Genomic DNA, 25,723 nt, shown 5'->3' with positions numbered 1-25,723 from the left:
GGTCAGGGACGTCCGGGCAGCGCGGCGTCGTGGGCGGGGGCGGGGGCGGGGGCGGGACGGACCTGGCTGAGCTGGGCCCGGGCCGCGGCCAGCACCTCGCCGGGGGTCACGGCGCCGAGCCGCTCGTCGAGGACGTCGGCGTGCGGGTCCCCCCACGCGCCGGCGGCCGGGTCGCCGTGCCACAGCACGGTGTGCAGCTGCGGGTCCACCGCGGGGCCCCACCACGCCGGCGGGGTCGGCCCGAAGAGCACCACGGAGCGCACGGCCAGGGCGGTCGCCACGTGGGCCACGCCGGTGTCGGTGCTCAACACCGCCGCGGCCCCGCCGACGGTCTCCGCCAGCTCCGCCAGGGACAGCGCGCCGCAGCGGTTCTCCGCGGCGTCCAGTCCGTCGGCCACGGCCGCCGCCAGCTCCGCCTCCGCGGGCGAGCCGGTCACGACGATCCGGTGCCCGTCCGCGGCGAGGGCCTCGGCGACGGCTCGCCAGCGCGCGGCGGGCCAGCGGCGGGAGGCGGAGGCGGCGCCGGGGTGGAGCACGACGGGCGCGCCGGCGGGCGCCGGGACGTGCTCCCGCAGCAGGAGGTCCTCCGGCCCGCACGGCCCGCCGGCGGCCCGCACCAGGCGGCACCAGCGGTGCACCTCGTGCTCGTCGGCGCGCCACGCGGGACCGTCGTGGCCGGCCGTGCCGAAGGCCACGAGCCGCTCCGGGCCGGTGGCCAGCAGCACCTCGTGGCTCAGGGGCCCGCGCCCGTGCAGGTTGACGGCGGCGTGCCCGCCGGGCATCCGGGGCAGCGGCCCGAGACCGGAGGCCGGCAGGACGCCGTCGACGACGCCGAGCCCGGCCAGCCACTCCCCGACGCCCGCGGGCGCCGCGAGCACGAGCCGGCGCTCCGGGAACAGCCGCCGCACCCCGCGCAGGGGCGCCACGCCGGTGAGGGCGTCCCCCAGGCCCAGCGCCCGGAGCACGAGCACATCGCCGGGCCCGATCGTCGCCGGGTCCACGACCCCGGGGGCGCGGGGCTCAGCGCTCACGGCCGGCCCGCTGCAGGATCGCGGTGGTGGAGCGGCCCGAGAGGTACGGCAGGACGGTCACCTCTCCGCCCCAGCCGCGGACGTCGGCGGCCTCCGGCAGCTGTTCGGGGGTGTAGTCCCCGCCCTTGACCCAGATGTCGGGGCGCAGCAGGTTCAGGGCGGCGCGGGGGTCGTCCTCGTCGAAGACCACGACAGCGTCGACGCTGCGCAGGGCCGCGAGGACGCGGGCGCGGTCCTGCTGGCCGACGACGGGCCGGCCGGGGCCCTTGAGCCGCCGCACGGAGCCGTCCGCGTTGAGCAGGACCACCAGGGCGTCGCCGAGCCGGCGGGCGGCGTCGAGGGAGGCGATGTGCCCGGCGTGCAGGACGTCGAAGCACCCGCCGGTGGCCACGACCTTTCCGCCCCGCGCGCGCACGCCGGCGAGCAGGTCCTGGACGTCCCGCGGCAGCCGCTCGGCACCCGGGTGCAGGCCGGGCCCGTCCGCGGCGCCCGCCGCCCGGCGGGTCCGCCAGGTGGCGGCGCCGCCGGCGGCGACCCACTGCCCGGCGGACTCCACGGCCGTCTCCACGGCGGTGGTGACGTCCGCGCCGGCGCCGAGGGCCAGGGCCGCGGCGGACGCGAAGCGGTCCCCCGCCCCGCACGGGTCGGTGTTGCGCACGGGGGCGGCGGGGACGAGCTCGGTGCCGGCCGCGGTTGCCAGGTGGGCGCCCTCGGCCCCGGCCGTGACGGCCACGGCCCGGGCGGACCACCGCTCGCGCAGGGCACCCGCGAGGTCCCGCGGGGCGGTCGTGCCCGGCGCACCCAGGGCGTGGGCGGCCTCCGCGGCGTTCGGGGTGACGAGCGCGCACCCGGGCACGGGCGGCCCGCCGCGCGGGTGCGGGTCCCACACGACCGTGCCGGTGCGGGCGTGCGCCTCCAGCGCCGCGCGCACGGCGGGGTCCCGGGTGACCCCGCCGCCGTAGTCGGAGACGAGCACGGCGTCCGCGCCGGCCAGGACGGCGGCGACGTGGGAGGCCGAGACCCCGACCGGTGTGCCGGGGCCGCCCTCGTCGACGCGCACGAGGGTCTGGCCGGCGCTGCGGACGCGGGTCTTGGTGCGGGTCCCGCCCCGGTGGCCGAGCCGTTCCAGGGCGACGTCCCCGAGGGCGGCGGCGAGCTCGTGGCCGGCGGCGTCCGCGGCCACGGGGGCCAGCAGGGTCACGGAGACCTCGCCGGGGACGGTGCCGGCGGCGGGCGGCTCGGCGCACAGCAGGGCCGCCAGGCCGGCGCCGCCGGGGCTCGCGAAGACGTCGTCGACGTCGACGACCGGCACCGGGGCGTCCGGGCTCAGGCGCGTGGAGTGGCCGTCGACGTCCCGGTCCAGCAGCGCGTCGCCGACGACGACGATCCGGGCGGCGCTCATGCCACCCCCGCCCGGACCGCCGCGGCCGGGTCCTCGGCCGCGCCCGGGCGCCCGCCCGCCGGGGCGGACCGCGCCGCGGCGGCACGCGGGCCGGCGCGTCCGGCCCCGGTCCGGGGGGCGAGGCGGGCGTCCACGGCAGCGCACACGGCGTGCAGGAGCATGAGGTGGACCTCCTGGATGACCGAGGTGGTGGGCGCGTCGACCGTGAGGGACTCGTCGGCGAGCTCGCCCAGCGGGTTGGGGCCGGGGCCGGTGAGGGCCCAGACGTGCAGGCCCTGCTCGCGGGCCCGCTCGGCGGCGGCCAGGACGTTGGGGCTGCGCCCGGACGTGGACAGCAGCACCAGGACGTCGCCCGGGCGGCCGTGGGCCTGGACCTGGCGGGCGAAGACCTCCTCGGCGCCGTAGTCGTTGACGATCGCGGTCAGGCTGGAGGTCTCGGCGGACAGGCACACCGCGGACAGCGGGCGGCGCTCGTCGACGAAGCGGCCGACGAGCTCCGCGGTGAAGTGCTGCGCCTCGGCGGCGCTGCCGCCGTTGCCGGCGGCGAGCACCCGGCCCCCCGAGGCCAGCAGGCCCGCGAGGCGGGCGCCCCAGCGGTCGACGACGCCGGCGTGCTGGGCGGCCTCCCGCGCGGCGATGGCCAGCTCGTCGAGGTGGCTGCCGAGCCAGCGCTCGGTCTCGGCCAGCAGCGGCGGGTGCTCGCGGCGGTGGCGCTCGAGGACCCGCTCGTAGGAGCGCTCGGTCTGCTCGGCCACCTGCGCCCAGCCGAACAGCCGCTCCACCCGGTCGCGGCCGGCCCGGCCCATGCGGGCGGCGAGCCCGGGGTCCTCCAGCAGGGTGCGCAGGGCGGCGGCCGTGCCGGCCACGTCCCGGGGCGGGACGAGCAGGCCGGTCACCCCGTCCTCGACGCTGTCGAGCAGCCCGCCGACCGCGCTGCCCACCACGGGCCGGCCGCAGGCCATGGCCTCCAGGGGCACCATGCCGAACGGCTCGTACCAGGGGGTGCAGGCGACCACGTCGGCGGTGGCGAGCAGGACGGCGGCGTCGTCGTGGTCCACGCGGCCGAGCAGCTCCACGCGGTCGGCCACGCCGAGCTCGCGGGCCAGGGCGCGCAGCCGCAGGGCCTCGGGGTCGCGGTCGAGCTCGGAGCGGTCGGGGCCGCCGGCGACGACCAGCTCGGCGCCGGGCAGCTGCGCCAGGGCGCGGACCACGACGTCCACGCCCTTGCGCTCCACGAGCCGGCCCAGGGCCACGACGCGGGGCCGGTGCGGGTCGGTGCGCGCCGAGGCCGGCTCGAAGGCCTCGAGGTCCACGCCGCACGGCACCACGTCGATCCGGGACGGGTCCCCGCCGAGGGCCAGCAGCTCGGCACGCTCGTCCCGGCACGTGGCCAGGACGAGGTCCGCGACGGCGATGGTCTCGTTCTCCGCGGCGAGCCGGCCCGCGGGGCTGGTGTCGGCCGCGCCCTGGTGCCGGCGCTTGACCGCGCCGAGGGCGTGGAAGGTCTGCACCACCGGGATCTGCAGGGCCTCGGCCGCACGGCGGGCGGCGAGCCCGGACATCCAGAAGTGGGCGTGCACGAGGTCGGGCACCCCGTGGCGGACCCAGTCCCGGGCGAGCCAGCGGCCGAAGTCGTCCATGTACGGGGCGAGCTCGTCCTTGGGCAGGAGGCTCGGGGGCCCGGCGGGGACGTGCACCACGCGGGCGCCGGGGACGAGGTCGACGACCTCCGGCAGCCGCGCGTCGTCGCGGCGGGTGTAGACGCTCACCTGGTGGCCGCGGCGGGCCAGGCCCGCGGCGAGGGCGGCCACGTAGACGTTCTGTCCCCCGGCGTCCACCCCGCCGAGGGCGGCCAGCGGGCTGGCGTGCTCGGAGACCATTGCGATTCTCATGCTGTCACCTTCCCAAGGATCCGGTCCCAGTCCGCCAGGAAGCGGTCGGAGCCGAAATGTGTCAGGGCGTGCTCGCGGGCGGCGGCGCCCGCGGCGGAGGCCGCGCCGGGGTCGTCGAGCCACTGCCGGGCCTGCGCGGCGAGGGCCTCCGGGTCGTTGGAGAGCAGGCCCGCCTCCGGGGGCACCGCGCGCGGGGCCTCGGTGGTGGACAGCCCCAGCACCGGCATCCCGAGGGTCATGGCCTCCAGCAGCGCCAGGCCCAGGCTGGTCCACCGGTACGGGTGGAAGTAGGCCCGGTGCGCGCCGAGAGCGGCGTGCAGCTCCTCCTGCGGGTAGTTCTCGTGCAGCCGCCCGGCCATGTGCGGGGCGAGGGCCGCGAGCTGGTCCATGCCCATGCCGTAGACGTCCACGGGCAACCGCTGCGCCATGGCGGTCACCAGGTCGGTCCCGGCGATCCGCCCGCGGCGGACCGGCTCGTTGACGACGACGGCGAGGCTGCCGGTGGTGCCCGTGTAGAGCGGGCCGGGGTCCAGGATCCCGTGCTCGACCACCTCGGTGGGGGCGTCCCCGTTGTCCCACATCATCCGGTTGAAGTGGGTCACGTGCACGACCGGGACGTCGGAGCGCTCGGCCATCGGGTGACGGGTGCCGACGGGGGTCCCGCGCGGGGTGTCGTGCTCGACGTAGACGGCGGGGACGTCGACGCCGGGCCGGCGGCCGGTCCAGCGCTCCACGAGCTCGAGCTCGTGGGGCCGCTGCAGCAGCACGACGTCGAACGCCGCGTCGGCGAGCTCCTCGGGGGTGAGCTCCCGCGCGGCGGCGGGCCACTCCCACGTCTCGGCCCGGCCCCGGCCGTCGGGGCCGCGGCCCTCGACCACGGGGATCAGGTACTCGTGGGGTCCGTGCACGAACGTCGTCGTCCACGACCCGTGGACGTGCCAGGTCAGGATGCGCACCCGGGTCCTCCTTCGGTGGCGGTGGCGGGGACGGGCCCGGTCGTGGCCAGCCGTTCCACGGCCCCGACCACGGCGGCCGGGGGGACGGAGGACAGGCACGGGTGGCCGGGGACGGGGCACTCCCGCGCCCGGGAGCCGCGGCAGGCCGCGCCCTGGTCCCCGAGCAGCACGACGGGCACCCCGTACGGCGCCCACCGCTCGGGGGGCACCACGGGGGAGAACAGGGAGACGACCGGGGTGCCCACGGCGGCGGCCAGGTGGGCGGGACCGGTGTTGCCGACGACGACGCAGCGCGCCGCCGCCAGCACCCCGGCCAGGCCGGGGAGGTCGGTGCGGCCGGCCAGGTCCAGCACGGTCCCGCCGGGGACCGCGGCGCGGGCGGCCGCGACGGTCGCGGCGGCGAGCCCGCGCTCCCCCGGCCCGCCGGTCACGACCACGGCGTGGCCCGCAGCGGCCAGGCCGGCCGCCAGAGCCCCGGCGTGCTCCGGGGTCAGCCCGCGGGAGGGGACGGAGGCGCCGGGGTGCAGCACCACGAAGCCCCGCCCGCCGAGCCGGTCGGCGAGCTCCCGCGGCAGGGGCGGCAGGGGCCGGCGCACGGCCAGGCGCAGGTCCTCCTCCGCGGACTCCGGGGCGCCGGCGGCCACCGCGACCTCCATCGCGGCCTCCACCTCGTGCCCGCCGCCGGGCGGGTCCGCGCGGCGGTGCCGGACGTCCAGCAGCGAACCGGGGTAGTCCTCGCTCGTGGCGACCACCCGGCCGATCCCGGCGAGCCGGGCCAGCAGCGCCATGGGCAGGGGGCTCTGGTGGAAGGACGTGAACACGACGGCGAGGTCGTAGCCGCGGGCCGCGAGGTCGTCGACGAGGCCCAGGGTCGCGTCCCGGTCCACCGCCGGGGGCCGGAAGCCGGACCACGGGGCGGAGTGCACGAGGACGTCGGCCACGTCCGGCAGCAGCCGGGCGGCGGCCGCCCCGGAGGGCGAGGCCAGCACGTCCACGGGGTTCCCGATCCGGGCCAGGGCCCGGATCGCGGGGCCGGTCAGCAGCACGTCCCCGTCCGAGTCGAGGCGGACGGCCAGGGTGCGCCCCACGCTCAGCCCCCGGCCACGGCCGTCGCGGCCGGGCGGTCGGCGGCGCGGGGGTCCCGGTCCCCGCCCAGGACGGCGGCGACGGCCTCGAGCAGGGTCGCCGCCACGGCGGGGGCGTCGGCGACCTCCTGGCCGCGGGTCACCGGTGTGGGGACCAGGACGCTGCGGGCGCCGGCGGCCTGGGCGGCCTCGACGTCGGCCCCGATGTCCCCGATCAGCACGCACTCGGAGGAGTCCACGCCCAGCTCCGCGGCGGCGGCCAGCACCATGCCCGGCCGCGGCTTGCGGCACGCGCAGGCGTCCTCGGGGGCGTGCGGGCACACCTGCCACGTGTCGAACGGGCCGAGCAGCTCGGCCACCCGGGCGTTGACGGCGTCGACCTGCTCACGGGTGAGCAGGCCCCGGCCGATCCCCGACTGGTTGGACACCACGCCCACCCGCAGGCCCGCGGCGCGCACGGCGTCGACCGCCTCGCGCGCCCCGGGGACGAGCTCGACCTTCGAGGGGTCGCCGTTGTAGGGCACGTCGTGGACCAGGGTGCCGTCCCGGTCGAAGAGCACCGCGCGCACGGGCACCGGCCAGGGCCCGGTCCCGCGGTGCCGCCACCAGCCCCGGGCCCTGTGCCGCACGGCCGCCACGGGGATCGCGACGCTGGTCCGGACCATCCGGTCCAGCTCCGGGCCGAACTCCGGCTCGCCCGGCCCGGGCCCGGGGGCCATGCGCAGCGCGACGAACCGTCCGGTCAGCCAGCCCCAGGCGGCCGCCCCGGCCCCGGCGACGGCCAGGGCGCCGCGGCCGGCCGGGCGGTGCCCCAGCGCCGTCGCGGCCAGCGCGGTCCCGGCGCCGGCGGCGGCGACCGCCAGGGCGGAGACGGTCGCGACGTGCCACCGGAAGCCGCCCGCGGGGGCCTCGGCCTCCGTGCGCCAGTCCGGCCCGTGCAGGCGGCGCATCAGGGCGTCGTCGGCGTTGCCGGCCTGCACCCGCAGGCTCACCAGGTCGTCGGCGGGACGGACGGGGTGGGTGATCCGCCGCCGCCCGCGCACCAGCTGCCACCCGGCGCGCCGCACGCGCAGGGCGAGGTCCGCGTCCTCGCGGTAGGCCCGCGGGAAGCGCTCGTCGAAGCCGGAGACGGCCTCGAGGGCCTCCAGGCGGTAGGCCATGTCCGCCGTCGCCCAGTCGGCGTCCTCGAGGGAGGCGGTGTTGCGCTCCCAGTCGGTGGGGGCGCGGTGGGCCGGCAGGGGGACCTCGATCCGGCCCTGCGTGGCCCCCGTCCGGGGCCCGCACGCGGCGAGGTCCTCGGCCAGGCGGCGGCACCAGCCCGCCGGCAGCTCCACGTCGTCGTCCAGGAACGCGATCCACTCGGCGCCCGAGGCCCGCGCGGCGCGCCAGCCGCGGTTGCGGGCGGCGGCCGGGCCGCGGCCCCAGCCGCGCACCGTGCGCACGGCCCAGCCCACGGAGGCCGGGACGACCGGCTCGAGCGGGGCGGGGTCCCCGCGCCGGTCGTCGACCACGACGACCACGAGCGGACCGGGGTGCCGGGCGTCGACCTCCTGCGCGGCGAGGGTGTCCAGCAGCCGCTGGAGCGTGGGCCGCCCGACGGAGGGGACGACCACGGCGTAGCGGGCGGGCACGGCGGCCGGGGTGTGCTGCGCGGTCATCGGGCCTCCTGGAAGAACGAGGCCCGGCGGACCAGGTGCGGGCCGAGCACGAGCGCGGCGACCGGGGCCGAGCCGAACAGCTCGAGGGCGTCGCGGGGGTCGTCCACCATGGGCCGCCCGGCGGTGTTCAGCGAGGTGTTGACGACGACGGGCACGCCCGTGCGCTCGTCGAAGGCCCGCAGCAGCGCCGCGATCCCGGCGTTGTCCTCGTCGGTCACGGTCTGGATCCGGGCCGTGCCGTCCACGTGGGTCACGGTCGGGATCCGCTCGCGCCACTCCGGGGCGACGTCGTGGACGAAGAGCATGAAGGGGCTGGGGATCGGCCCCCCGGCGAAGATCTCCCCGGCGCGCTCCTCGAGCACCATCGGCGCCACGGGCCGGAACTGCTCGCGGCCCTTGACGTCGTTGAGCCGCTCGAGGTTCTCGGGGTGCATGGGGTTGGCGATCAGGGAGCGGCGGCCCAGGGCGCGGGGGCCGAACTCGCTGCGGCCGTCGAACCAGGCGATCACGCCGTTGTCCGCGAGGATGTCGGCGACCTCGCCGGCCAGGTCCTGCGGGGTGGTGAAGGGCACCTGGGCGGTGCTCAGCCACTGCGCCAGCTCCTCGCCGGACCAGCTGCGGCCGAGCGCCGCGGTGGGCTGGGGCTCGCCCAGGTCCCCGGCCTCCTGGGCCAGGTGCAGGGCGGCGCCGAGGGCGGTCCCGGAGTCGCCGGAGGCGGGCTGGACCCAGACCTCCTCGAACGGCGTCTCGCGCCAGATCCGGGAGTTGGCCACGCAGTTGAGTGCGGTGCCGCCGGCCATCGTGAGGACCCGGTCCCCGGTCTGTTCGTGCAGCCAGGTGGCCAGGTCCACGAGGACCTCCTCCACCACGGCCTGCACCGAGGCGGCGAGGTCCGCGTGGTCGCCGCCCCACGTCCCGTCGTCGACCCGGCGGGGCGCGAAGCGGGTCCAGTCGGGGGCCTGCGCGCGGAAGCCGCCGTCGCCCGTGGCGCGGACGATCTCGCGCAGCTCCGGCAGGAAGCGGGGCTCGCCGTAGGAGGCCAGGGCCATGACCTTGAACTCGTCGCTCGAGCGCAGGAAGCCGAGGTGGCCGGTGAGGGACTCGTAGAGCAGGCCCAGGGACTCGGGCAGGGCCTGGCGGGCCAGGATCTCCAGCTCGCCGTCCCGGTAGCGGCCGGCGAGGTGCGAGTGGGCCTCGCCGCGGCCGTCGACCACCAGGACGCTGCTGGTGCGCTGCGGGGCCGCCAGGCCGGCGGAGGCGGCGTGGGCCACGTGGTGCTCCACGAAGCGGACCCTGGCGCGGTCCAGCCCCGGCAGTGCCTCGGCGATGAAACCCGGGGCCCTGCGGGCGTAGTCCACGCGGACCGGGTCGTAGGGGTCGTCCGGCATCTGCGCCGCGATCGAGGGGTCGAAGGAGTAGCCCACCGCGTCGAGGTCGGCGGGGCTCAGCCCCGCCTCCTCCAGGCACCAGCGCATGGCCTGCTCGGGCAGCTCCCACGCCGAGAACGGCACGGGCCGCTTCCCGTGCTTGCGCCGGGAGAACCGCTCCTCCTCCGCGGCGGCCACCACCCTGCCGTCCACGACGAGCGCCGCCGCGGGATCATGAAATATCGCGTTGATGCCGAGGTAGTTCATAGGCCGGAGTATTGCACAAAGTCGTCAGGGGACTGACGTTGTTCCGGGCGCGTGTCAGCGACCCGGGGAGGCGGGGACCGGCCCCGGACACGGACTGTAACGACTCCGCAAAACGTCTGGTGGGACCGGGTGTCCGGGTCCTAGGCTCATAGGCACTGGTCAAGCAGCCGGCCATGGATTGCTGTGGTGGAAGGACGAACTTCATGGAGCACACCCTGTCCGTCGTCGTGCAGGTGGACCCCGAGGCCAGGTTCGTGCACCTGCTCGTGACGGGGAGCCTGACCGAGCGGAACCACCGGGCGCTGTGCCCGCTCATCCACCGGGCGCGGGGGCTGGCCCCGGACGCGACGGTCGACGTCGACCTCTCGGCCGCCCACCGCGTGGAGACCGCCGCGCTGGACCTGCTGCGGTGGTCCGTGGACCACGACCGCGAATGGCAGGGCGGCGGGCCGGTGCGGGTGCTCACCCAGCCGGCCCCCTACTGGTCCCCCGAGGGACCGGCCCTGCTGCCGTCCGCGCGTTCCTGGACGCCCGGCCACCGGGACGAGGTGGCGGCATGAACCCGGTCGCCGCCTTCCGGAACCGGGCCGGGCGCGCCGCGGCCTCCGAGGACTGCGACACCTGCCTCGCCCCGGAGTGCGAGTTCCCGGCGGAGCTGTCCGGCCTCCCCCTGGTGGAGCTGCAGGTGCTGCACAGCCGGATCTCCTGCCAGCTGGACCGCGAGTACCTCGAGAACCCCGACGGCCCGCACCCGGTGACGCAGGACCGCTTCGAGGAGGTCGTCGCCGCGCTCGAGCAGCGCGGCGGGGCCCGGCACAGCGCCTGAGCCCGTCCCCCGCGCGGAGACCGGATGGTTCAATGGCACCGTGCGCAACGAGAACCTGACCCGCCGCGAGGCCGCGGACCGCTCCGAGCTGATCGGCGTGGAGAGCTACGACGTGCTGCTGGACCTCTCCGCCGCCGCGGACCCGGCCGTGGAGTCGTTCGGCTCGACCACGACCGTGCGCTTCACGGCGGAGGAGGGCGCCCAGAGCTTCCTGGACTTCGTCGCCCACTCGGTCGAGTCCGTGACGCTCAACGGTGAGGAGCTGGACCCGGACGACGTCCTCGAGGGCTCGCGGCTGCGCCTGCCCTCGCTGGCGGAGCGCAACGAGGTCACCGTGGCCGGGCGGGGCCTGTACTCGCGCTCGGGCGAGGGGATGCACCGCTTCACGGACCCCGCCGACGGCCAGGTCTACCTGTACACCCAGTACGAGCCGGCGGACGCCCGCCGGGTGTTCGCGAACTTCGAGCAGCCGGACCTCAAGGCCTCCTTCCGCTTCACGGTGCTCGCGCCCGCGGCCTGGCAGGTCTCCTCCAACGGGGTCCGCATGGCCTCGCTGCCCGCCCCGGACGCCGAGCGCCCGGACGCGGTGCGCCACGAGTTCTCCCCCACCCAGCGGATCTCCACCTACATCACCACGGTGCTGGCCGGGCCGTACCACCGGCTGACGGGCGAGTGGCGGCACTCCTTCGAGGACGGCACCCGGATGTCCGTGCCGCTGGCCCTGTACTGCCGGGCGTCGCTGGCCGAACACCTGGACGCGGACACGGGCGCGCGCGAGCTGTTCGACCTCACCCGCCAGGGCCTGACCTTCTTCACGGAGCTGTTCGGCCACCCCTACCCCTTCGGCAAGTACGAGCAGGCGTTCGTGCCCGAGTACAACCTGGGGGCCATGGAGAACCCCGGGCTGGTGACGTTCACCGAGGAGTACCTGTTCCCCGACGGCGCCACGCGCGCCCAGTACCAGGGCCGGGCCAACACGCTGATGCACGAGATGTCCCACATGTGGTTCGGGGACCTCGTCACCATGGCCTGGTGGGACGACCTGTGGCTCAAGGAGTCCTTCGCCGAGTTCATGGGCGCCCACGCCTCCGTGCAGGCGACCGACTACGAGGAGGCGTGGATCGCGTTCGCCGACCGGCGCAAGGCGTGGGCCTACCAGCAGGACCAGCTGCCCACCACCCACCCGGTGGTCGCGGACATCCCGGACCTGGAGGCGGCCCGGCAGAACTTCGACGGGATCACCTACGCCAAGGGCGCGGCCGTCCTGAAGCAGCTCGTGGCGTTCGTGGGCTACGGGGCGTTCGTCGACGCGTGCCGGGCCTACTTCCGCCGCCACGCCTACGGCTCCACCACGCTCCAGGACTTCCTGGCCGTCCTGGAGGAGGCCTCCGGGCGCGACGTCCACGGCTGGGCGGACGCGTGGCTGAGCACCAGCGGGGTCTCCACCCTCGCCCTCGACCTCGCCCGCGACGACGACGGCGCCGTCACCTTCGCGGCCCTGCTGCAGGACCCCGGCTCCGGCGTGCTGCGCCCGCACCGGCTGCTGCTCGGGGCCTACGAGCGCGGCCCCGGCGACGTCCTGGTGCGCACCGGGACCGTGAGCGTGGACCTGCCCGCGTCCTCCTCCGTGGAGGTCCCCGAGCTCGTGGGCACCACCGCGCCGCTGCTCGTGGTCAACGAGGAGGACCTCACCTACGCCAAGACCCGCCTCGACCCGCAGTCCCTGACCACCGCCCTGAGCTCCCTGTCCTCGGTCGAGGACGGCATGGCCAGGGCCCAGCTGTGGTCCGGGCTGTGGAACGCCACGCGGGACGCGGAGCTCGACCCCTCCGACTGGGTCGGCGCGGTCCTGGACCACGGGCTCCCCGAGCCGCAGCCCGGCATGTTCCAGAACGCGGTGGACCACGCCGTGCAGGCGGTGGAGCGCTTCGCCCCGCTCGGCCGACGGGACCGGCTGCGCGGGCGCCTGCTCGACGCCACCGTCCGGGAGCTGCGCCGCGCCGACCCGGGCGGCGACCGGCAGCTGGCCCTCGCCCGGCTCACCGCGCGGCTGGCCCGCCGCGACGCGAGCCACGCGGGCTGGCTGCGGGACCTGCTCGACGGCCGGGACGCCCTGCCCGGGCTGGCACTGGGCTCGGAGCTGCGCTGGGCGCTGTGGACCGCCCTCGCCGCGACCTCCCACGGCGAGGACCCCGGGCTCGCGGCGGCCCTCGAGCAGGAGCGGGCCGCCGACCGCACGCGCACCGGGCAGATCGGCTGGGCGCGCACCCGGGCCGCCCGCCCCACGTCCGGGGCGAAGGCCGAGGCGTGGGCGGCGATCACCGGCGAGGAGCTGTCCAACGACCTGCTCACCGCCACCGTCACCGGTTTCCAGCTCGGCCCGGCGGAGCTGCTGGACCCCTACCGCGAGCGCTACTTCACCATGCTCGAGGACGTCTGGGAGCAGCGCTCGATCGGCATGGCCACCCGCATCGTCGAGGGCCTCTACCCCGCCCAGTCGGACCTGGGGCCCGGTCACGACCCGGCGCGGCACCCGGTGCTCGTGCGCACCGACCTGTGGCTGAACAACCACGCCGGGGCCCCGGGCGCGCTGCGGCGGATCCTCCTCGAGCAGCGCGACCACCTGCTCCGGGCGCTGCGGGCGCAGGCCGCGGCCCGCGGCTGATCCACGCTCTCCCGACGGGGTCCGGCGGCCGGGCCCCGGGCCGGCGCGCGATGCCGTGCGGCGGCGTCACGGCCGCCCGAGGCGGCGCAGCAGGGCCCCGAGCCGTCGTCGGGCCGAGCCCCTCGGCGACGTCCCGCGGCCCGGTGCGCCGGGCGGGTGACGCCGTGGCGGTTCGCCGGCGATGGCCGACCAGGAGTCGAACATCGCGCTGCCCTCGGTGACCGTCAGGCGGTCCTGGAGCGTCGGGCGCCCGGCGGGGCCGCGGACCACCCCGGTGAACTTGTCGTAGGTGTAGCCGTCGTCGAGGGTAATGTGCTGCTGCGTCTCGGCGACCACGGTGTACCGCACCACGTGCTCGCCGGCGTCCGCGCCGGGATGGACGATGGCGTGCGCCCCGGGATGCGTGGCGCCGCCGTGGTTGAAGTCGAACAGGTCGGCCATGGGAGGGGTGGTCTCCTGGTGAGCTCGGTTTCTCCGTCATGCGCGGACGGCGGCGACGGCCTCGCCCGGGGCGCCGGGCGGGCCCGTCTCGGGGGCTGGTGGCCGATCCTACCGGGTCGACCGCCGGCCCCCGCCGGTGCCCGGAGCAGACCTCTCCTGTGGCGGACCTTACCGGCGGCCCGGTCAGGGCCGGCCGGCGGCACCGACCAGTTCACGCTCCGGCGCGTCGGGGACCTCCGTGACATCCGTGACGGCCGCGGCGTCGGGGGCGGCGGGGGCGTGCTCGCGCCGGAGGGCCTCGACGTCGACGTCGGGCAGGATCCGGTCCAGCCACCGCGGCAGCCACCAGGCCCTGTCGCCGAGCAGGTGCAGGGCGGCGGGGGTGAGCAGCATGCGCACCACGAAGGCGTCGACGAGCACCCCGAAGGCCAGCCCGAAGCCGAGCGGGCGGATCATGGCCATGTGGGAGAACATGAAGCCCGCGAACACCGAGATCATGATGATCGCCGCGGCCGTGACCACGGCCCGGCCCGCCCTGAGCCCCTCCCGCACGGCGGCGCGGGCGGAGTGCCCGTGGACGTAGGCCTCCCGCATGCCGGAGACCAGGAACAGCTGGTAGTCCATGGCGAGCCCGAACAGGATGCCCACGAGCAGCGTGGGCAGGAAGCTGAGCACCGGGCCGGTCTCGTGGACCCCGAAGACGGCCCCGGCCCAGCCCCACTGGTAGATGGCCACCACGCCGCCGAGGGCGGCGAAGAGGGAGAGCATGAACCCTGCGGTGGCGATCAGCGGGACCAGCACGGATCGGAAGACGAGCACCATCAGCACCAGGGACAGGCCCAGCACCACGCTCAGGTACAGCGGGAGGACGTCCGCGAGCTTCTGGGAGACGTCGATGTTGGCGGCGGCCTGGCCGGTGACGCCGATGCCGACGCCGAACCGCTCCTCCAGCGCCGGGGACAGGGCGCGGAGGTCGTCGACGAGGTCCTCGGTGGACTCGGCGGCCGGCCCCTCGGCCGGGGTGACCTGGAAGACGGCCGTGCGGCGGTCCTCGGAGAGCCCGGCGGGCACGACGGAGACGACGTGCTCGCGGCCCATCAGCTCCTCGCCGACGCCCGCCTGCAGGTCGGCGGCCTCGGCCGCGTCCGTGCCCTCGGGCAGGTCCGCGACCACCAGCACGGGACCGTTGGTGCCGGCCCCGAACTTCTCCTCCACCGTCTGGTAGGCCCGGTAGGCGGTGGACTCCGGGTGCTCGGACGAGGCGTCGGGCAGGCCCAGGCGCATCGAGGCGGCCGGCAGGGCGATGAGCGCGAGGGCGACGACCCCGAGCAGCAGGGTGAGGACCGGGTGGCGGGTGGCCACGCCGTCGCGGTCGGGCGCCCGGTGGGCCGGGGTGCGCCCGGAGGCGCTGCCGGCCAGCTCGCGGGCACGCCGGGAGAGCAGGCGGTGCCCGGCCAGCGAGAGCAGGGCGGGGGTGATGGTGACGGCGATGAGCACGGCCACGGCCACGCACACCGCCGCCGCGGTCCCCATCATGCCCAGGAACCCGATGCCGGTGACGTTGAGGGCAGCCAGGGCGATGATGACGGTCAGCCCGGCGAAGACCACCGCGTTGCCGGAGGTGCCGGTGGCCAGCCCGATGGACTCGTGCAGCCCCACCCCCCTGAGCAGCTGCTGGCGGTGGCGGTTGAGGATGAACAGCGAGTAGTCGATGCCCACGGCCAGCCCGAGCATGAGCCCGAGCATGGGCGTCACGGACGTCATCTCCACGACCCCGGAGAAGGACAGGGTCGCCAGGGCGCCGACGCCCACGCCGACCAGGGCCATGAGGATCGGCAGCCCGGCGGCCACCAGGGTGCCGAGCATGACGATCAGGACCACCGCGGCGATGGCCACGCCGATGACCTCGGCGGGGCCGAAGAGCTGGGAGATGTCCTGGGCGATCTCGCTCGAGTACTCGACCTGCACCCCGTCGATCCGGACGCCGCCGACGGCGGCCTGCAGCGCTTCCTTGTCCTCGGGCGTGACGGCCGCCTGCTGGTCGGTGAAGAGCACCGTGGCCACGGCGGCGGTCCCGTCCTCGGCGACCGTGCGGGTGTCCTCGGCCAGGGCCAGCAGCCGTTCGCCGCGCTCGACCTCGGGGCCGGCGGCCTCGAGCTCGTCCCGGTTGCGCTCGAGCTCCGCCCGGCCGTCGTCCAGGGCCTCCTGCCGGTCCTCGAGCTCCTCGAGCACCCGGTCCGGGGCCTTGGCCTTCTCGGCCTGCTCGCGGGCGGCGTCGAGCTTGTCCTGGTTCTCGTCGAGGGTGTCCTCGGCGGCGTCGAGCCGCGCGCGGCCGTCCTCCAGCTGCTGCCGGCCGTCGGCGAGCTGCTGCTCCTGGTCCTCGCGCTCCTCCTGCACCTGGAAGGGGTCGAGCACGCGGTCGACGCCGGAGGAGTCCTCGGCCGCCGTCAGGGCCGAACCGATCTGCTCGCGCTGCGCCTCGGTGAACGGCTGCCCGTCATCGGTCTCGAACACGATGTGCCCGGTGCCGTGCCCGGCGTCGGGCAGTTCGCCCTGGAGGCGGTCGGCGAGCCGCTGCGTCTCGGTGCCGGGGATCGTGATCGTGCTGGTCAGCTGGCCGCCGGCCAGCGCGAAGGCGCCGCCGGCGATGGCCAGCACCGCCGCCCAGGCCGCGATCACGGCCCAGGCTCGGCGGGCGGCGAGGCGCCCGAGTCGGTACAACAGGTGTGCCATGTCTCTTCTCTGTCGGATCAGTCGGGGAGGGATCGGGTGGGGCCGGACCGGTCGGGAGGGATCAGACCGGGGAGGATGGGGAGGATCAGGAGGCGAAGCCGTGCCGCAGGTGCTCGAGGGCCGTGCGCAGCAGCGCCTGCCAGCGCTCCCGGCCGGCGGGGGTCACTGTCGCCTCGGTCTCCTGGACCCACTCGACGAAGGTGACCTCCACCGAGTTGAGCAGGGAGCTCGCCAGTAGGGTCACGGTGAACGGGTCCGCCCCCGGGCTGCGCTCGGCGATCACGGCCGCCAGGCGCGCCGTGATGGTCTGGGACACCTCGTGGGTCCACAGCACCGCCGCGGGATGGTTCCCCTGCCCGCCGATGAGCCGGGCGATCTGCGACATCACCTGGATCAGCTCCGGGCGCTCGACCACCTCGATCAGCTGCTCCAGGACCGTCCCCGGGCCCGGGGCCCGGGGCGGCACCTCAGGATCGGAGATGCCCGCGAAGCTGTCCACGATCACTCCGAGCATCTCGCTGCACCGGGCGTAGACGGCGTCGTCGGCGGACGCGAAGTGGTTGAAGATCGTCCGCCGCGCCACCCCGGCCCGCTCGGCCAGGTCGGTGATCGTGAAGCTGCCCAGCCCCCGCTCCTCGGCCAGGGCCGCGGCGGCGTCGATGATGGCCCGGCGGTTGTGGAACTTCAGGGCCTCCCGACCGTCCGCCGGCGGCCGGTCGGCCGGCGAGGCGGGGAACGGTGGAGTCATGGTGGCTACACTAAGTGCAACGATGCACACAGTGCAAAAAGGGTTGCTGAGCCGGGAGGCGTCACCGGCGGGCGCCGCGGGCAGGTCCACCGTGCTGCGCACCATCACTGGGCGCCGGCACCGCCTGGTCGGGCAGGTGCACTTCACCCGGCTCGTCTAGGCGTGGAACCCGCCCACCGGCAGCCCTGGACAGGGGCAGGTCAGCGTCGGGGCAGCAGCCCGTGGGACCAGCCCGCCGCCACGATCACCAGTCCGGCCACGATGCCGACCGGGTGGTGCCGGTAGGCCCCGTGCCAGGCCAGGAGCTGGCCGGCGTAGCGCACGGCCATGGCCCAGGGAGGCATGTGGTGCAGCACGTACCGACCGCGCCCGGTACTGGCCAGTGGTGCGAGGTCACGACGGAGCACCACGGCCGAGCCCGCCGCGGCCATGGCGTGGGCCACCAGGACCGCCGCACCGGGACGCTTCCGCCACATCAGCCAGGTCGACACGGCACTGGCGGAGAGGTCCGTGGCCAGCTTGGCGGCGTGGACCTGATGGAGCAGAAGGGTCTCACGATCCATCGGGAAGCACCTCGCCGGGGCGGCACCGGAAGAACGGTGGGCTGCGCGTCAGGTGGCGGTGCGGCCCGAGCGGCGCAGGATGCGGTCGACCGCGCGCTGGGCGTCATCGTTGGACTTGAAGACCCGCCGGTCCAGGCTCTGGCCGAGCGACATGGACGAGTTGCCCATCTGCAGCACGTTCACCTTGGAGTCGTTGCGGGGAGCACGGCGGGGCTGGGGCTCCAGCGGGCCGGTCCGGGCGTCGTAGGCCATGGCGGATCCTTTCGGTGACACCCTCATTCTAGGAGACCCTCCCACCGGTGAACAGTGCGGCCCCGGGCGCTACCCACGGCGCCGCTCCCGCGCCGAGAAACGACCCCCGTCCACGGACCGCCGGACGTGCCAGGTCCGTGCCACCAGCACCAGGGACACCAGGTGCGCCAGCACGAGCAGGAACCAGTACGCCGCGGAGGCCACCGGGGTCAGGGGCACCGAGGCGGCGCCCGCCAGCAGCAGCATGACCACCGCCTCCAGGTTGAGCGCGTAGCGCAGCGGCCGCAGCACCCGGACCGCGATGTCGTGCTCGGGCTGGCGGTTGATCCAGGACAGCAGCACCGCGACCACCGACATCACGATGGACGTCGCCGCGGAGGGCACCTGCCAGCCGCCGGCCAGGACGTTCCCCGGGAACACCGAGACCAGGCCCACCAGCACCAGGACCGCGGTGATGACGCTGACCGCCACGGACGCGAACGCCGTGATCCCCTGCCGCGCCGGCAGGAGCACCATCTCGCAGAAGGCGTCGTCGAACCGGGAGGTGGGCCGCAGGGCGAGGTGGCCCCGGACCGCCCCGGGCCAGCGCTGCACCGCCCGGTCCTCGGCCAGCACCAGGTCGACCGCCCGGTGGGAGCCCATGGGTCCGGACGGCCGCCCGCCCTCGAAGGACAGCGCCGAGAACTCGTGCAGCCGCACCTCCGCCGGCACGGTGACCTCCAGGTGGAAGCTGCGGCAGGACGCCAGGTCGTGCAGCCCGACCCGCCCGACCCACGGCATCCAGCAGTGCCGCAGCCGGTCCCGCACACGGGGCAGGGGCCCCGCGGAGTACTCCTCGTCCATGGCGTACTTCAGCAGCACCCGGCGGCCGTCGGCGTCGGCCGGGAGCACGAACGTCAGCAGGAAGCCCCGGGCCAGCTGGTCGGCCACGGTGGTGAACAGGGCGAAGTCGCCCTCCCAGTGGGCCGCGTCCTCGGGGGTCAGCCGGTCCCGGTCGATGAGGTCCTGCACCACGGCCCGCAGGCGCTCGCACACGGCCCAGAAGCCGTCCAGGGCGTCCTCCACGAGCAGCTGGGGGGCGTGCACCAGGTCGGGGATGGAGCGCTCGGCCAGCTGCTGCGCCTCCTCGAGCGGAAGCTGCTCCGGGACCAGCCCGCGCAGCAGCAGCTCGGCGAGCGCCCCGTTGTCCTCGGTGGTGAGGACGGGGACGGGGTCGCCGTCGCAGGTGGCGTCGAAGTGGCGCAGGGGCTGCTTGGTCTGGATCGTCACGGGCAGCAGGAGCCGGCCCGAGGCGTCGGTGGGCCACGGCGCGGCGGCGGCGAGGTCGACGTCGAGCGAGACCTTGCGCCGGGTGACCCCGTCCGGGCTCATCTCCACGGCCTCGACGCGCCGGTGGATCCAGTCCGCGGGGCTGAGGAACAGGGCGCGCAGGACGTCGACGTCCACGCTCAGGCGTTCGGGCTCGGGCGGGGGGACCTGGCCCAGGCTCATCCGGTGCACCTCCTCTCCGACTCCGGCGGCACGCGGGCACCCCTCGGCGACCGCTCCTGAGGGACTTCTGCGGAAGTCCCGATCGGCCATCATTCCACCAGCCGACCCGGACACCGTACGGCCTGCGGCGATGGCCCGGACCCGGACGGAATCGTGAGAAGCTGGTGGCAACTTCAGCCCCCCAGCTCCACCGAGGAAGACCATGACCGACTACGCGCTCAACGACCGCGGTTCTCTGGAGATCGTGACGGAGAACTTCTACGACACCGAGATCATGCGGGTGTTCGGCGGGCTGTCCTTCGGCAAGCTGCGCACCTGGACGGGCAACGCCGCGCTCGTGCCGGAGCCGGACAACCCCTTCGACCCGCACACCGTCTCCGTGCGGATCGGCCCGAACAAGATCGGCCACCTCGCGCAGCAGGACGCGCAGCGGTACTGGCCCTACATCGCCCGGGTCGTGGCCTCCGGCTACACCCCGGTCGCCCCGCTGAAGCTGGAGGCCACCGTGCTGCGCCAGGACGGCCAGGCCGAGGTGGACGCCACCGCGCGGCTGTCCATCGCGGCCCCGGACCTCCTGTTCCCCCTCAACACGCCCCCGACGCACGCGGCGGTCCTGCCGCAGGGCCCGTCGATCAAGGTCCTCGACGAGCAGGAGTTCGCGGAGTACCTGCACACCGTCGTCCCGCAGTCCGGGGAGGGCCGCGTGATGCTCACCCTGGAGACCAACAAGGTCCGCAACCACCACGGGCACACCGTGGACACCGTCGACGTGCTCTACGAGCGCCGGCAGGTGGGCCGGCTGTCCACGCAGATGTCCCAGCAGTTCATCCCGATCATCGACCACGCCTTCCAGCACGAGCGGCTCACGGCGGTCTGGGGCACGATCCGTGGCTCCGCGTTCGAGGTCTCGATGACCCTGCAGGCCGCCCGCCCGGAGGAGATCCCGGCGGAGTGGTTCGAGACGCTGCCCAACGACGTCCCGGAGCTGCTCCCGCCCGCGGAGAGCTACCCCGTCCCGGACGCCTACGTGCCCGCCGAGGCGGACCGGTCCCGCAGCGCCAAGAAGTGGCGCAAGGGCTTCGCCGTGGCCGCCCCGGCCGCCGGCGGGTCCACACCGCCGCGCCCGGACGCCGACGACGCCGTCACCGCCCGGCGCAGCTCCTCCCCCGGCCGGCCCTCCGGGCTGGGGCAGGTGTCCGTGGCGGTGTGGGCGCTGCTGGCCATGACCCTGCTGCTCGGCGTGGTGGGCGTGGTCTTCCTCGGCGTGGAGCCGCTGGTGAGCGCACTGTGCTTCATCGTGGCCGTCGCCACGGGCTTCATGTCCTTCTACCTGGCCCGGATGAGCACGGGCGTGCCCACCCGATGATCAGCCGCCGCGAACGCTTCCTCCAGATCCTCGAGGTGCTCTCGAAGCACGGCTTCGGCTTCGCCCTCGGCGGGATCAAGGAGGAGTGGCGGGCCCCGCTGGCCCGCGTGCGGCTCATCGACCCGGAGAAGGTCTACAGCCAGCCGGTGCACCTGCGCCAGGCGCTGGAGGAGCTCGGGCCCACCTTCGTGAAGCTCGGGCAGGTGGTCTCCACCCGTCCGGACCTGCTCCCGCCCCGGTACGTCCGGGAGCTCACCAAGCTCCAGGACAACACGCCGCCGGTCCCGCCGGACCAGATCCGGGCGATGATCGAGTCCGAGCCGGACTCCGCGGCGGAGGAGATCCTCGCCCAGATCGACCCGACCCCCCTGGCCACCGGCTCGATCGGCCAGGCGCACGCGGCGGTCTACAAGGGCGTGGACGTCGTCGTGAAGGTGCGCCGCCCCGGTGTCGTCGAGGAGGTCAACCGGGACCTCGAGATCCTCGCGGAGCTCGCCAAGCTGCTGACCACCTACTGGCCGGCCGTGGAGCACTTCGACCTCGAGGGCCTGGCCAACGAGTTCGCGGAGTCCCTGCGGGAGGAGATGGACTACCTCACCGAGGCCCGCAACGCGCAGCGGATGGCCGAGAACTTCATGGGCGACCCGCAGATCCACATCCCGGAGATCTTCTGGGAGGCCACCACCTCCCGCATCCTCACCATGGAGCGGATCTACGGGATCAAGATCAACGACTACGCCGCCCTCGAGGAGGCGGGGCTGAGCCGGCACATGCTCGCCGTGGACTCCACCGAGGCGATCTGCAAGATGATCTTCGAGCACGGCTTCTTCCACGCCGACCCCCACCCCGGGAACCTCTTCGTCGAGTCCGGGGGGCGGATCGGGATCATCGACTTCGGGATGATGGGCACCCTCTCGGACGAGTTCCGCGACCACCTGGTCACCGTCATGCTCGGCGTGGTGCAGCAGAACCCCCGCCGGGCGGCCACCGGCCTGCTGGGGCTGACCACCCAGGAGCTGGACGTCAACAAGCGCGAGCTCGAGCGCGACGTCGCGGCCCTGCTGCGCCGGTACTCGAACAAGCCGCTGCACGAGGTGCGGGTGGGCCAGCTCATGGGCGAGCTGATCGGGCTGCTGCGCCGCTACCGGATGCACCTGCCCATGGAGTCCGCGCTGTTCCTGCGGATGCTGGTCACCGCGGAGTCGGTGGGCACCGGCCTGGACCCGGAGTTCGACCTGGTCTCCGCCCTGACCCCGTACGCCGAGCGCTTCGTGCTGCACCGCCTCTCCCCCGAGATGCTCGCCAAGCGGGTCCGGGACATCCTCCAGGACGCCGTGCAGATGGGCGTGGAGGCCCCCGAGTACCTGCGCCGGCTGATCGTGGTGCTCGAGCGCGGCGGCTTCGACGTGCACCTGCGCGCCGAGGAGCTCGAGCCGCTGCTCAACCGCGGCGAGAAGATCGGCCGCCAGGTGGTCGCCGGCGCGGTGATCGCCGCGTCCATCAACGGCATGGCGCACATCCTGGCCTCGGACCCGGAGCGGTGGAGGAAGTACCACACCCCGCTCATCGCGGGCGGGGCCACCACGGTGGGCACCCTGGCCGGGTACCTCGTGCTCTCGACGAACGTCCCGAAGGTGCGCCGCTTCGTCAACGCCGTGCGCGTGCGACGACGCCTCTGATCCCGGCGCGGGCCGGTCCGGGCACGCCTCCGGCGTCCCCCTCCCGGCCGTTGCCTCCGGCACGGCACCGGGAGGACCATGGTGGTGACGACCGCAGAGAGGGGATCCTGCCATGTCCGTTCCCACCGAGAAGTACCCGGGCCGCGACCCGGCCCGCGAACGTCTGCTCCGGCAGGAGCTCCAGGCGCAGTTCGAGGCGATGAACGCCCACGACATCTCCGCCTTCGCCGGGTTCTACGCCGACGACGCCGTCGTCGTCGACCCGCAGTACCCCGAACCGCTGCGCGGGCGGGCGGCGGTGGAGCAGGACGCGAGGGCGTTCCTGACGGCCTTCCCGGACCTGCAGATGGTGCTCGTCAGCGCCCTCTTCGACGACCGGACGATCGCGGCCGAGGCCACCCTCAGGGGCACCCACGACGGCCCGCTCGCCCTCCCGGACGGTGAGCTCCCGCCGACCGGCCGGCGGCTCGAGTTCCCCATGGCGGTCTTCAGCCGGGTGAACGACTCCGGCCGGATCGTCGAGGAGCGGCGCTACTACGACATCGCGGGCCAGCAGCAGCAGCTCGGGCTGACGTAGCCGGGACCGGGCCGGCGGAACCATTGCGGGAGTGCGGAGGGCGCAGATGGCCGAGATCCACTTCGAGCACTGGGGCGAGGGCCCGCCCGTCATGCTGGTCCACGGCAGCATCGCCGGCGGCGCCTCGACCTGGGCGGCCCAGCGTCCCCACGCCGCACGGTGGCGGCTGGTCGTGGTCGACCGGCGCGGCTACTTCCCCAACCCGCCCGCGGAGCGCGAGGACTTCGAGGTCGACGCCGGGGACATCGCCGAGCTGCTGACCGAGCCCATGCACCTGGTGGAGCACGGACCGGGCGACCCGGCCGAGTTCCTCCGCGCCTTCATCGCCCACGTCGGCAGCAGCTTCACCCCTCCCGATCCGCTGCCCCCGCCCCTGCTGCAGAACGCGCGCTTGCTGCGCCACGAGCGCCCGACCGACGAGGCGCAGATCCCCCTGGACGCCCTGCGCGCGGCGCCGTTTCCCAAGCTCGTGGTCTCCGGCGGCCACAGCCCCGTCTTCGACGCGGTCTGCCACGCCCTCGAGCTCCGGCTCGGGGCCTCCCGCGCGGTCGTGCGCGGAGCCGGCCACAGCGTCCAGCGCACCGGGGCGGCCTACAACGACGTGCTCGAACGCTTCCTCAGCGGGGACCGCGTGCTTCCAGGCACGACGCGCACAGGCCGTGGAACTCCACCACCGGGGTGACGGCGACGAACCCGTGCTCCCGGGCCAGGCCGGCGACCCAGTCCTCCACGGGCCCGCCCGGAAGGTCCACGGCCGCCCCGCAGGCGCGGCAGACCAGGTGGTGGTGCCGGTCGCGACGCGGGCAGCGGCGGTAGAGGTGCTCGCCCTCCTCGGAGCGGAGCACGTCGAGGTCGCCGCTGTCGGTCAGCGCCTGCAGGGCACGGTAGACCGTGGCCAGCGCCATCGCCTGGCCCCGGTCGGCGAGCACCCGGTGGATCTGCTGGGCGCCGAGGAACTGCGCGGACTCCTCGAGCAGCTCCAGGATCACCGTGCGCCGGCGGGTGGCCCGCTGCACCTCAGGCCTCCGACCGCACCGGGACGCGACCTCCGCGCACGTCCCCGGGCGGGCCGCCCCGACGGGCCGGCAGCGCCGACAGGACCGGCGCCGCGACCGCCACGAGGGCGTAGACCCCGATGGCCAGGACGACGATGGTGGCGCCCGGGGAGAGCGCGTGGAACCAGGTGATCGACAGCCCGGCCACGCACACGAGCGCACCGAGGCCCATGGCCACGCCCATGGTGCCCGCGAAGGAGCGGGTCAGCAGCTGGGCGGTGGCCACGGGGACGACCATCACCGCCGAGACCAGCAGCACCCCGACCACCCGCATGGACACCGACACGGTCAGTGCCGCCACCACCGCCACCAGCAGGTTCAGGGCGTGGACGGGCAGCCCGGCCGCGCGGGCGGACTCCTCGTCGTGGCACAGGGCGAACAGGGCGTGCCGCAGCCCGATGCCGACCCCCAGGACCACGGCGCTCAGCCCCGCGGTCAGCCACACGTCAGCAGCCGTGACGGTGGAGATGGAGCCGAAGAGGTAGCCGGTCAGGTTCGCCGAGGTGCCCCCGGCGACCCCGATCAGCAGCACCCCGCCGGCGATCCCGCCGTAGAAGAGCAGCGCCAGGGCGACGTCGCCGCTGGTCTTCCCCCGGGTGCGCACCAGCTCGATGAGCACGGCCCCGGCCACCGCGGCCACGATCGCCCCGGGCACGGCCAGTGCGTCGGGAGAGGCCGGCCCGGCGGCGGCTCCGGCCAGCCAGCCCATGGCGACCCCGGTGAGGGCCATGTGCCCGATCCCGTCCCCGAGCAGCGCCATGCGGCGCTGGACGAGGTAGGTGCCCATCACCGGGGCGGCGAGCCCGATCAGCAGCGCCGCGATCAGGCCGCGCTGCATGAGCGGGCTGGCGAGCATCGTCGTCACGGGGTCCAGGAGGGACATCACCACTGCCTCTGCAGGTCGGGGGCGGTCGGCACCGCCGCGGGAGGTTCCGGATGGGGGTGGGCGTCGACCACGCCGGGGTCGGTGCCGCGGGACGAGGGAGGGGCGTCGTGGACGATCCGCCCGCCGTGCAGGACCACGGTGCGGGTGATCAGTCCGGCGAGCGGCCCGAGCTCGTGGAGCACCACGACCACCGTGGCGCCACGCCGCTGGAGGGCGGCCACCGTGGCGGCCAGGGCGTCCATGGAGGCCCGGTCCATGCCCGACAGCGGCTCGTCGAGGATCAGCAGGTCCGGTTCCCGCACCAGCGCCCGGGCGATGAGCACGCGCTGCTGCTGACCGCCGGAGAAGACCTGCACGCTCTCGTGCGCCCGGTCGGCCAGGCCCACCTGGGCGAGCGCCGCCAGGCACCGTGCCCTGGCGTCCCGTCCCGGGCGCAGCCGCCGACGGTGCAGCAGGCCGGAGGCCACGACCTCCAGGGCGGTGGCCGGCACCCCGGTGGTGGCGCCCGTGCGCTGGGGTGCGTAGCCGACCTTCTGCCATGGCACAGCCCGGGACGGCCCGGCCGGGTCGGCCCCGTAGAGCCGCACGCCTCCGGAGGTCGCAGGATGCAGGCCGATGAGGGTCTTCACCAGGGTGGACTTGCCCGAGCCGTTGGACCCGAGCACGGCCACGGTCTCCCCGGCGGTGACCGACAGGTCCACACCGTGGAGGACCCGTGCCGAGCCCAGGACGACGTCCAGCTCCCGCGCCTCGAGAATTGCGGATGCTGAAGACACCGCGGTC

General features: G+C 75.4%; 24 protein-coding genes. 8 read left to right on the top strand and 16 right to left on the bottom strand.

Going from position 1 to position 25,723, the window contains the following annotated elements; genetic code table 11:
• Positions 1-2: 2 nt before the first annotated feature.
• Genes IEW07_RS13585 through IEW07_RS13555 form a run of 7 tightly spaced genes read right to left on the bottom strand, consistent with a single transcriptional unit; the run spans position 3 to position 9,658 of the window.
• Positions 3-1,031 carry a glycosyltransferase family 9 protein gene (locus IEW07_RS13585; protein WP_229741847.1) on the bottom strand — a complete coding sequence of 343 codons (1,029 nt, stop codon included), beginning with the start codon at positions 1,029-1,031 and terminating at the stop codon, positions 3-5.
• On the bottom strand, positions 1,021-2,433 hold the full coding sequence (locus tag IEW07_RS13580; protein WP_188538101.1) for a PfkB family carbohydrate kinase: 1,413 nt from the start codon (positions 2,431-2,433) through the stop codon (positions 1,021-1,023). Before IEW07_RS13580 ends, IEW07_RS13585 begins: the two co-directional genes overlap by 11 nt.
• Positions 2,430-4,325, bottom strand: a complete 1,896-nt coding sequence (locus tag IEW07_RS21635; RefSeq protein ID WP_188538100.1) for a glycosyltransferase — start codon at positions 4,323-4,325, stop codon at positions 2,430-2,432. The genes IEW07_RS13580 and IEW07_RS21635 overlap by 4 nt, the downstream gene beginning before the upstream one ends.
• On the bottom strand, positions 4,322-5,281 hold the full coding sequence (locus tag IEW07_RS13570; RefSeq protein ID WP_188538099.1) for a glycosyltransferase: 960 nt from the start codon (positions 5,279-5,281) through the stop codon (positions 4,322-4,324). Before IEW07_RS13570 ends, IEW07_RS21635 begins: the two co-directional genes overlap by 4 nt.
• A complete protein-coding gene (locus IEW07_RS21450) occupies positions 5,269-6,369 on the bottom strand; it encodes a glycosyltransferase family 9 protein (protein WP_188538098.1) in 1,101 nt (366 codons plus the stop codon). Before IEW07_RS21450 ends, IEW07_RS13570 begins: the two co-directional genes overlap by 13 nt.
• Positions 6,370-6,371: 2 nt before the next feature.
• Entirely contained in the window at positions 6,372-8,024 is a 1,653-nt protein-coding gene (locus IEW07_RS13560; RefSeq protein WP_188538097.1) for an HAD-IIIA family hydrolase, read from the bottom strand.
• Positions 8,021-9,658: a carbamoyltransferase family protein gene (locus IEW07_RS13555; RefSeq protein WP_188538095.1), complete on the bottom strand. Its 1,638-nt coding sequence runs from the start codon at positions 9,656-9,658 to the stop codon at positions 8,021-8,023. The genes IEW07_RS13560 and IEW07_RS13555 overlap by 4 nt, the downstream gene beginning before the upstream one ends.
• A 203-nt stretch (positions 9,659-9,861) precedes the next feature.
• On the opposite strand from IEW07_RS13555, the gene IEW07_RS13550 reads away from it, so the two are divergent.
• Genes IEW07_RS13550 through pepN form a run of 3 tightly spaced genes read left to right on the top strand, consistent with a single transcriptional unit; the run spans position 9,862 to position 13,149 of the window.
• Positions 9,862-10,218, top strand: coding sequence for a hypothetical protein (locus IEW07_RS13550; RefSeq protein ID WP_188538093.1), 357 nt, complete (start codon positions 9,862-9,864; stop codon positions 10,216-10,218).
• A complete protein-coding gene (locus tag IEW07_RS13545) occupies positions 10,215-10,484 on the top strand; it encodes a hypothetical protein (RefSeq protein ID WP_188538091.1) in 270 nt (89 codons plus the stop codon). Before IEW07_RS13550 ends, IEW07_RS13545 begins: the two co-directional genes overlap by 4 nt.
• Positions 10,485-10,524: 40 nt before the next feature.
• On the top strand, positions 10,525-13,149 hold the full coding sequence (gene pepN / locus IEW07_RS13540; protein ID WP_188538089.1) for an aminopeptidase N: 2,625 nt from the start codon (positions 10,525-10,527) through the stop codon (positions 13,147-13,149).
• Positions 13,150-13,215: 66 nt separating this feature from the next.
• Here the strand turns inward: pepN and IEW07_RS13535 are convergent, their stop codons facing one another.
• The 3 genes from IEW07_RS13535 to IEW07_RS13525 form a co-directional block, all read right to left on the bottom strand.
• The gene (locus tag IEW07_RS13535; protein WP_188538087.1) at positions 13,216-13,590 is read right to left on the bottom strand and encodes a hypothetical protein; all 375 of its coding nucleotides are present in this window, start codon (positions 13,588-13,590) and stop codon (positions 13,216-13,218) included.
• Positions 13,591-13,773: 183 nt separating this feature from the next.
• A complete protein-coding gene (locus IEW07_RS13530) occupies positions 13,774-16,323 on the bottom strand; it encodes an MMPL family transporter (RefSeq protein WP_188538085.1) in 2,550 nt (849 codons plus the stop codon).
• Positions 16,324-16,408: 85 nt separating this feature from the next.
• The gene (locus tag IEW07_RS13525; RefSeq protein ID WP_188538083.1) at positions 16,409-17,071 is read right to left on the bottom strand and encodes a TetR/AcrR family transcriptional regulator; all 663 of its coding nucleotides are present in this window, start codon (positions 17,069-17,071) and stop codon (positions 16,409-16,411) included.
• A 22-nt stretch (positions 17,072-17,093) separates the two neighbouring features.
• On the opposite strand from IEW07_RS13525, the gene IEW07_RS13520 reads away from it, so the two are divergent.
• Positions 17,094-17,231 carry a hypothetical protein gene (locus IEW07_RS13520; RefSeq protein WP_188538081.1) on the top strand — a complete coding sequence of 46 codons (138 nt, stop codon included), beginning with the start codon at positions 17,094-17,096 and terminating at the stop codon, positions 17,229-17,231.
• 40 nt (positions 17,232-17,271) lie between these two features.
• Here the strand turns inward: IEW07_RS13520 and IEW07_RS13515 are convergent, their stop codons facing one another.
• From IEW07_RS13515 to IEW07_RS13505, 3 genes are all read right to left on the bottom strand, one after another.
• Positions 17,272-17,634 (bottom strand): hypothetical protein, encoded by a 363-nt coding sequence (locus IEW07_RS13515; RefSeq protein ID WP_188538079.1) that lies wholly within the window; start codon positions 17,632-17,634, stop codon positions 17,272-17,274.
• Positions 17,635-17,682: 48 nt separating this feature from the next.
• Positions 17,683-17,886: a hypothetical protein gene (locus tag IEW07_RS13510; RefSeq protein WP_188538077.1), complete on the bottom strand. Its 204-nt coding sequence runs from the start codon at positions 17,884-17,886 to the stop codon at positions 17,683-17,685.
• A gap of 69 nt (positions 17,887-17,955) precedes the next feature.
• Positions 17,956-19,377: a hypothetical protein gene (locus IEW07_RS13505; protein ID WP_188538076.1), complete on the bottom strand. Its 1,422-nt coding sequence runs from the start codon at positions 19,375-19,377 to the stop codon at positions 17,956-17,958.
• 202 nt (positions 19,378-19,579) lie between these two features.
• Here IEW07_RS13505 and IEW07_RS13500 point away from each other — a divergent pair, with 202 nt between their 5' ends.
• From IEW07_RS13500 to IEW07_RS13485, 4 genes are all read left to right on the top strand, one after another.
• Complete coding sequence (locus IEW07_RS13500) at positions 19,580-20,743, top strand: hypothetical protein (protein WP_188538074.1); 1,164 nt, start codon at positions 19,580-19,582, stop codon at positions 20,741-20,743.
• Positions 20,740-22,422 (top strand): ABC1 kinase family protein, encoded by a 1,683-nt coding sequence (locus IEW07_RS13495; protein WP_188538071.1) that lies wholly within the window; start codon positions 20,740-20,742, stop codon positions 22,420-22,422. Before IEW07_RS13500 ends, IEW07_RS13495 begins: the two co-directional genes overlap by 4 nt.
• Before the next feature lie 112 nt (positions 22,423-22,534).
• Entirely contained in the window at positions 22,535-22,999 is a 465-nt protein-coding gene (locus IEW07_RS13490) for an ester cyclase (RefSeq protein WP_188538069.1), read from the top strand.
• 46 nt (positions 23,000-23,045) lie between these two features.
• A complete protein-coding gene (locus tag IEW07_RS13485; protein ID WP_188538067.1) occupies positions 23,046-23,681 on the top strand; it encodes an alpha/beta fold hydrolase in 636 nt (211 codons plus the stop codon).
• On the opposite strand, the gene IEW07_RS13480 is transcribed toward IEW07_RS13485, so the two are convergent.
• The 3 genes from IEW07_RS13480 to IEW07_RS13470 are packed head-to-tail and all read right to left on the bottom strand — an operon-like array spanning position 23,617 to position 25,716.
• Positions 23,617-24,015: a Fur family transcriptional regulator gene (locus tag IEW07_RS13480; RefSeq protein WP_188538065.1), complete on the bottom strand. Its 399-nt coding sequence runs from the start codon at positions 24,013-24,015 to the stop codon at positions 23,617-23,619. The genes IEW07_RS13485 and IEW07_RS13480 overlap by 65 nt on opposite strands.
• A gap of 1 nt (position 24,016) precedes the next feature.
• Complete coding sequence (locus tag IEW07_RS13475) at positions 24,017-24,937, bottom strand: metal ABC transporter permease (protein WP_188538063.1); 921 nt, start codon at positions 24,935-24,937, stop codon at positions 24,017-24,019.
• Entirely contained in the window at positions 24,937-25,716 is a 780-nt protein-coding gene (locus IEW07_RS13470) for a metal ABC transporter ATP-binding protein (RefSeq protein ID WP_229741846.1), read from the bottom strand. Before IEW07_RS13470 ends, IEW07_RS13475 begins: the two co-directional genes overlap by 1 nt.
• Positions 25,717-25,723: the final 7 nt, after the last annotated feature.

Source organism: Kocuria dechangensis (assembly GCF_014636775.1).
Taxonomy (GTDB): Bacteria; Actinomycetota; Actinomycetes; order Actinomycetales; family Micrococcaceae; genus Kocuria; species Kocuria dechangensis.
Note: the sequence above shows the minus strand (reverse complement) of the source record. Positions and strands in the feature narration are given on the sequence as shown.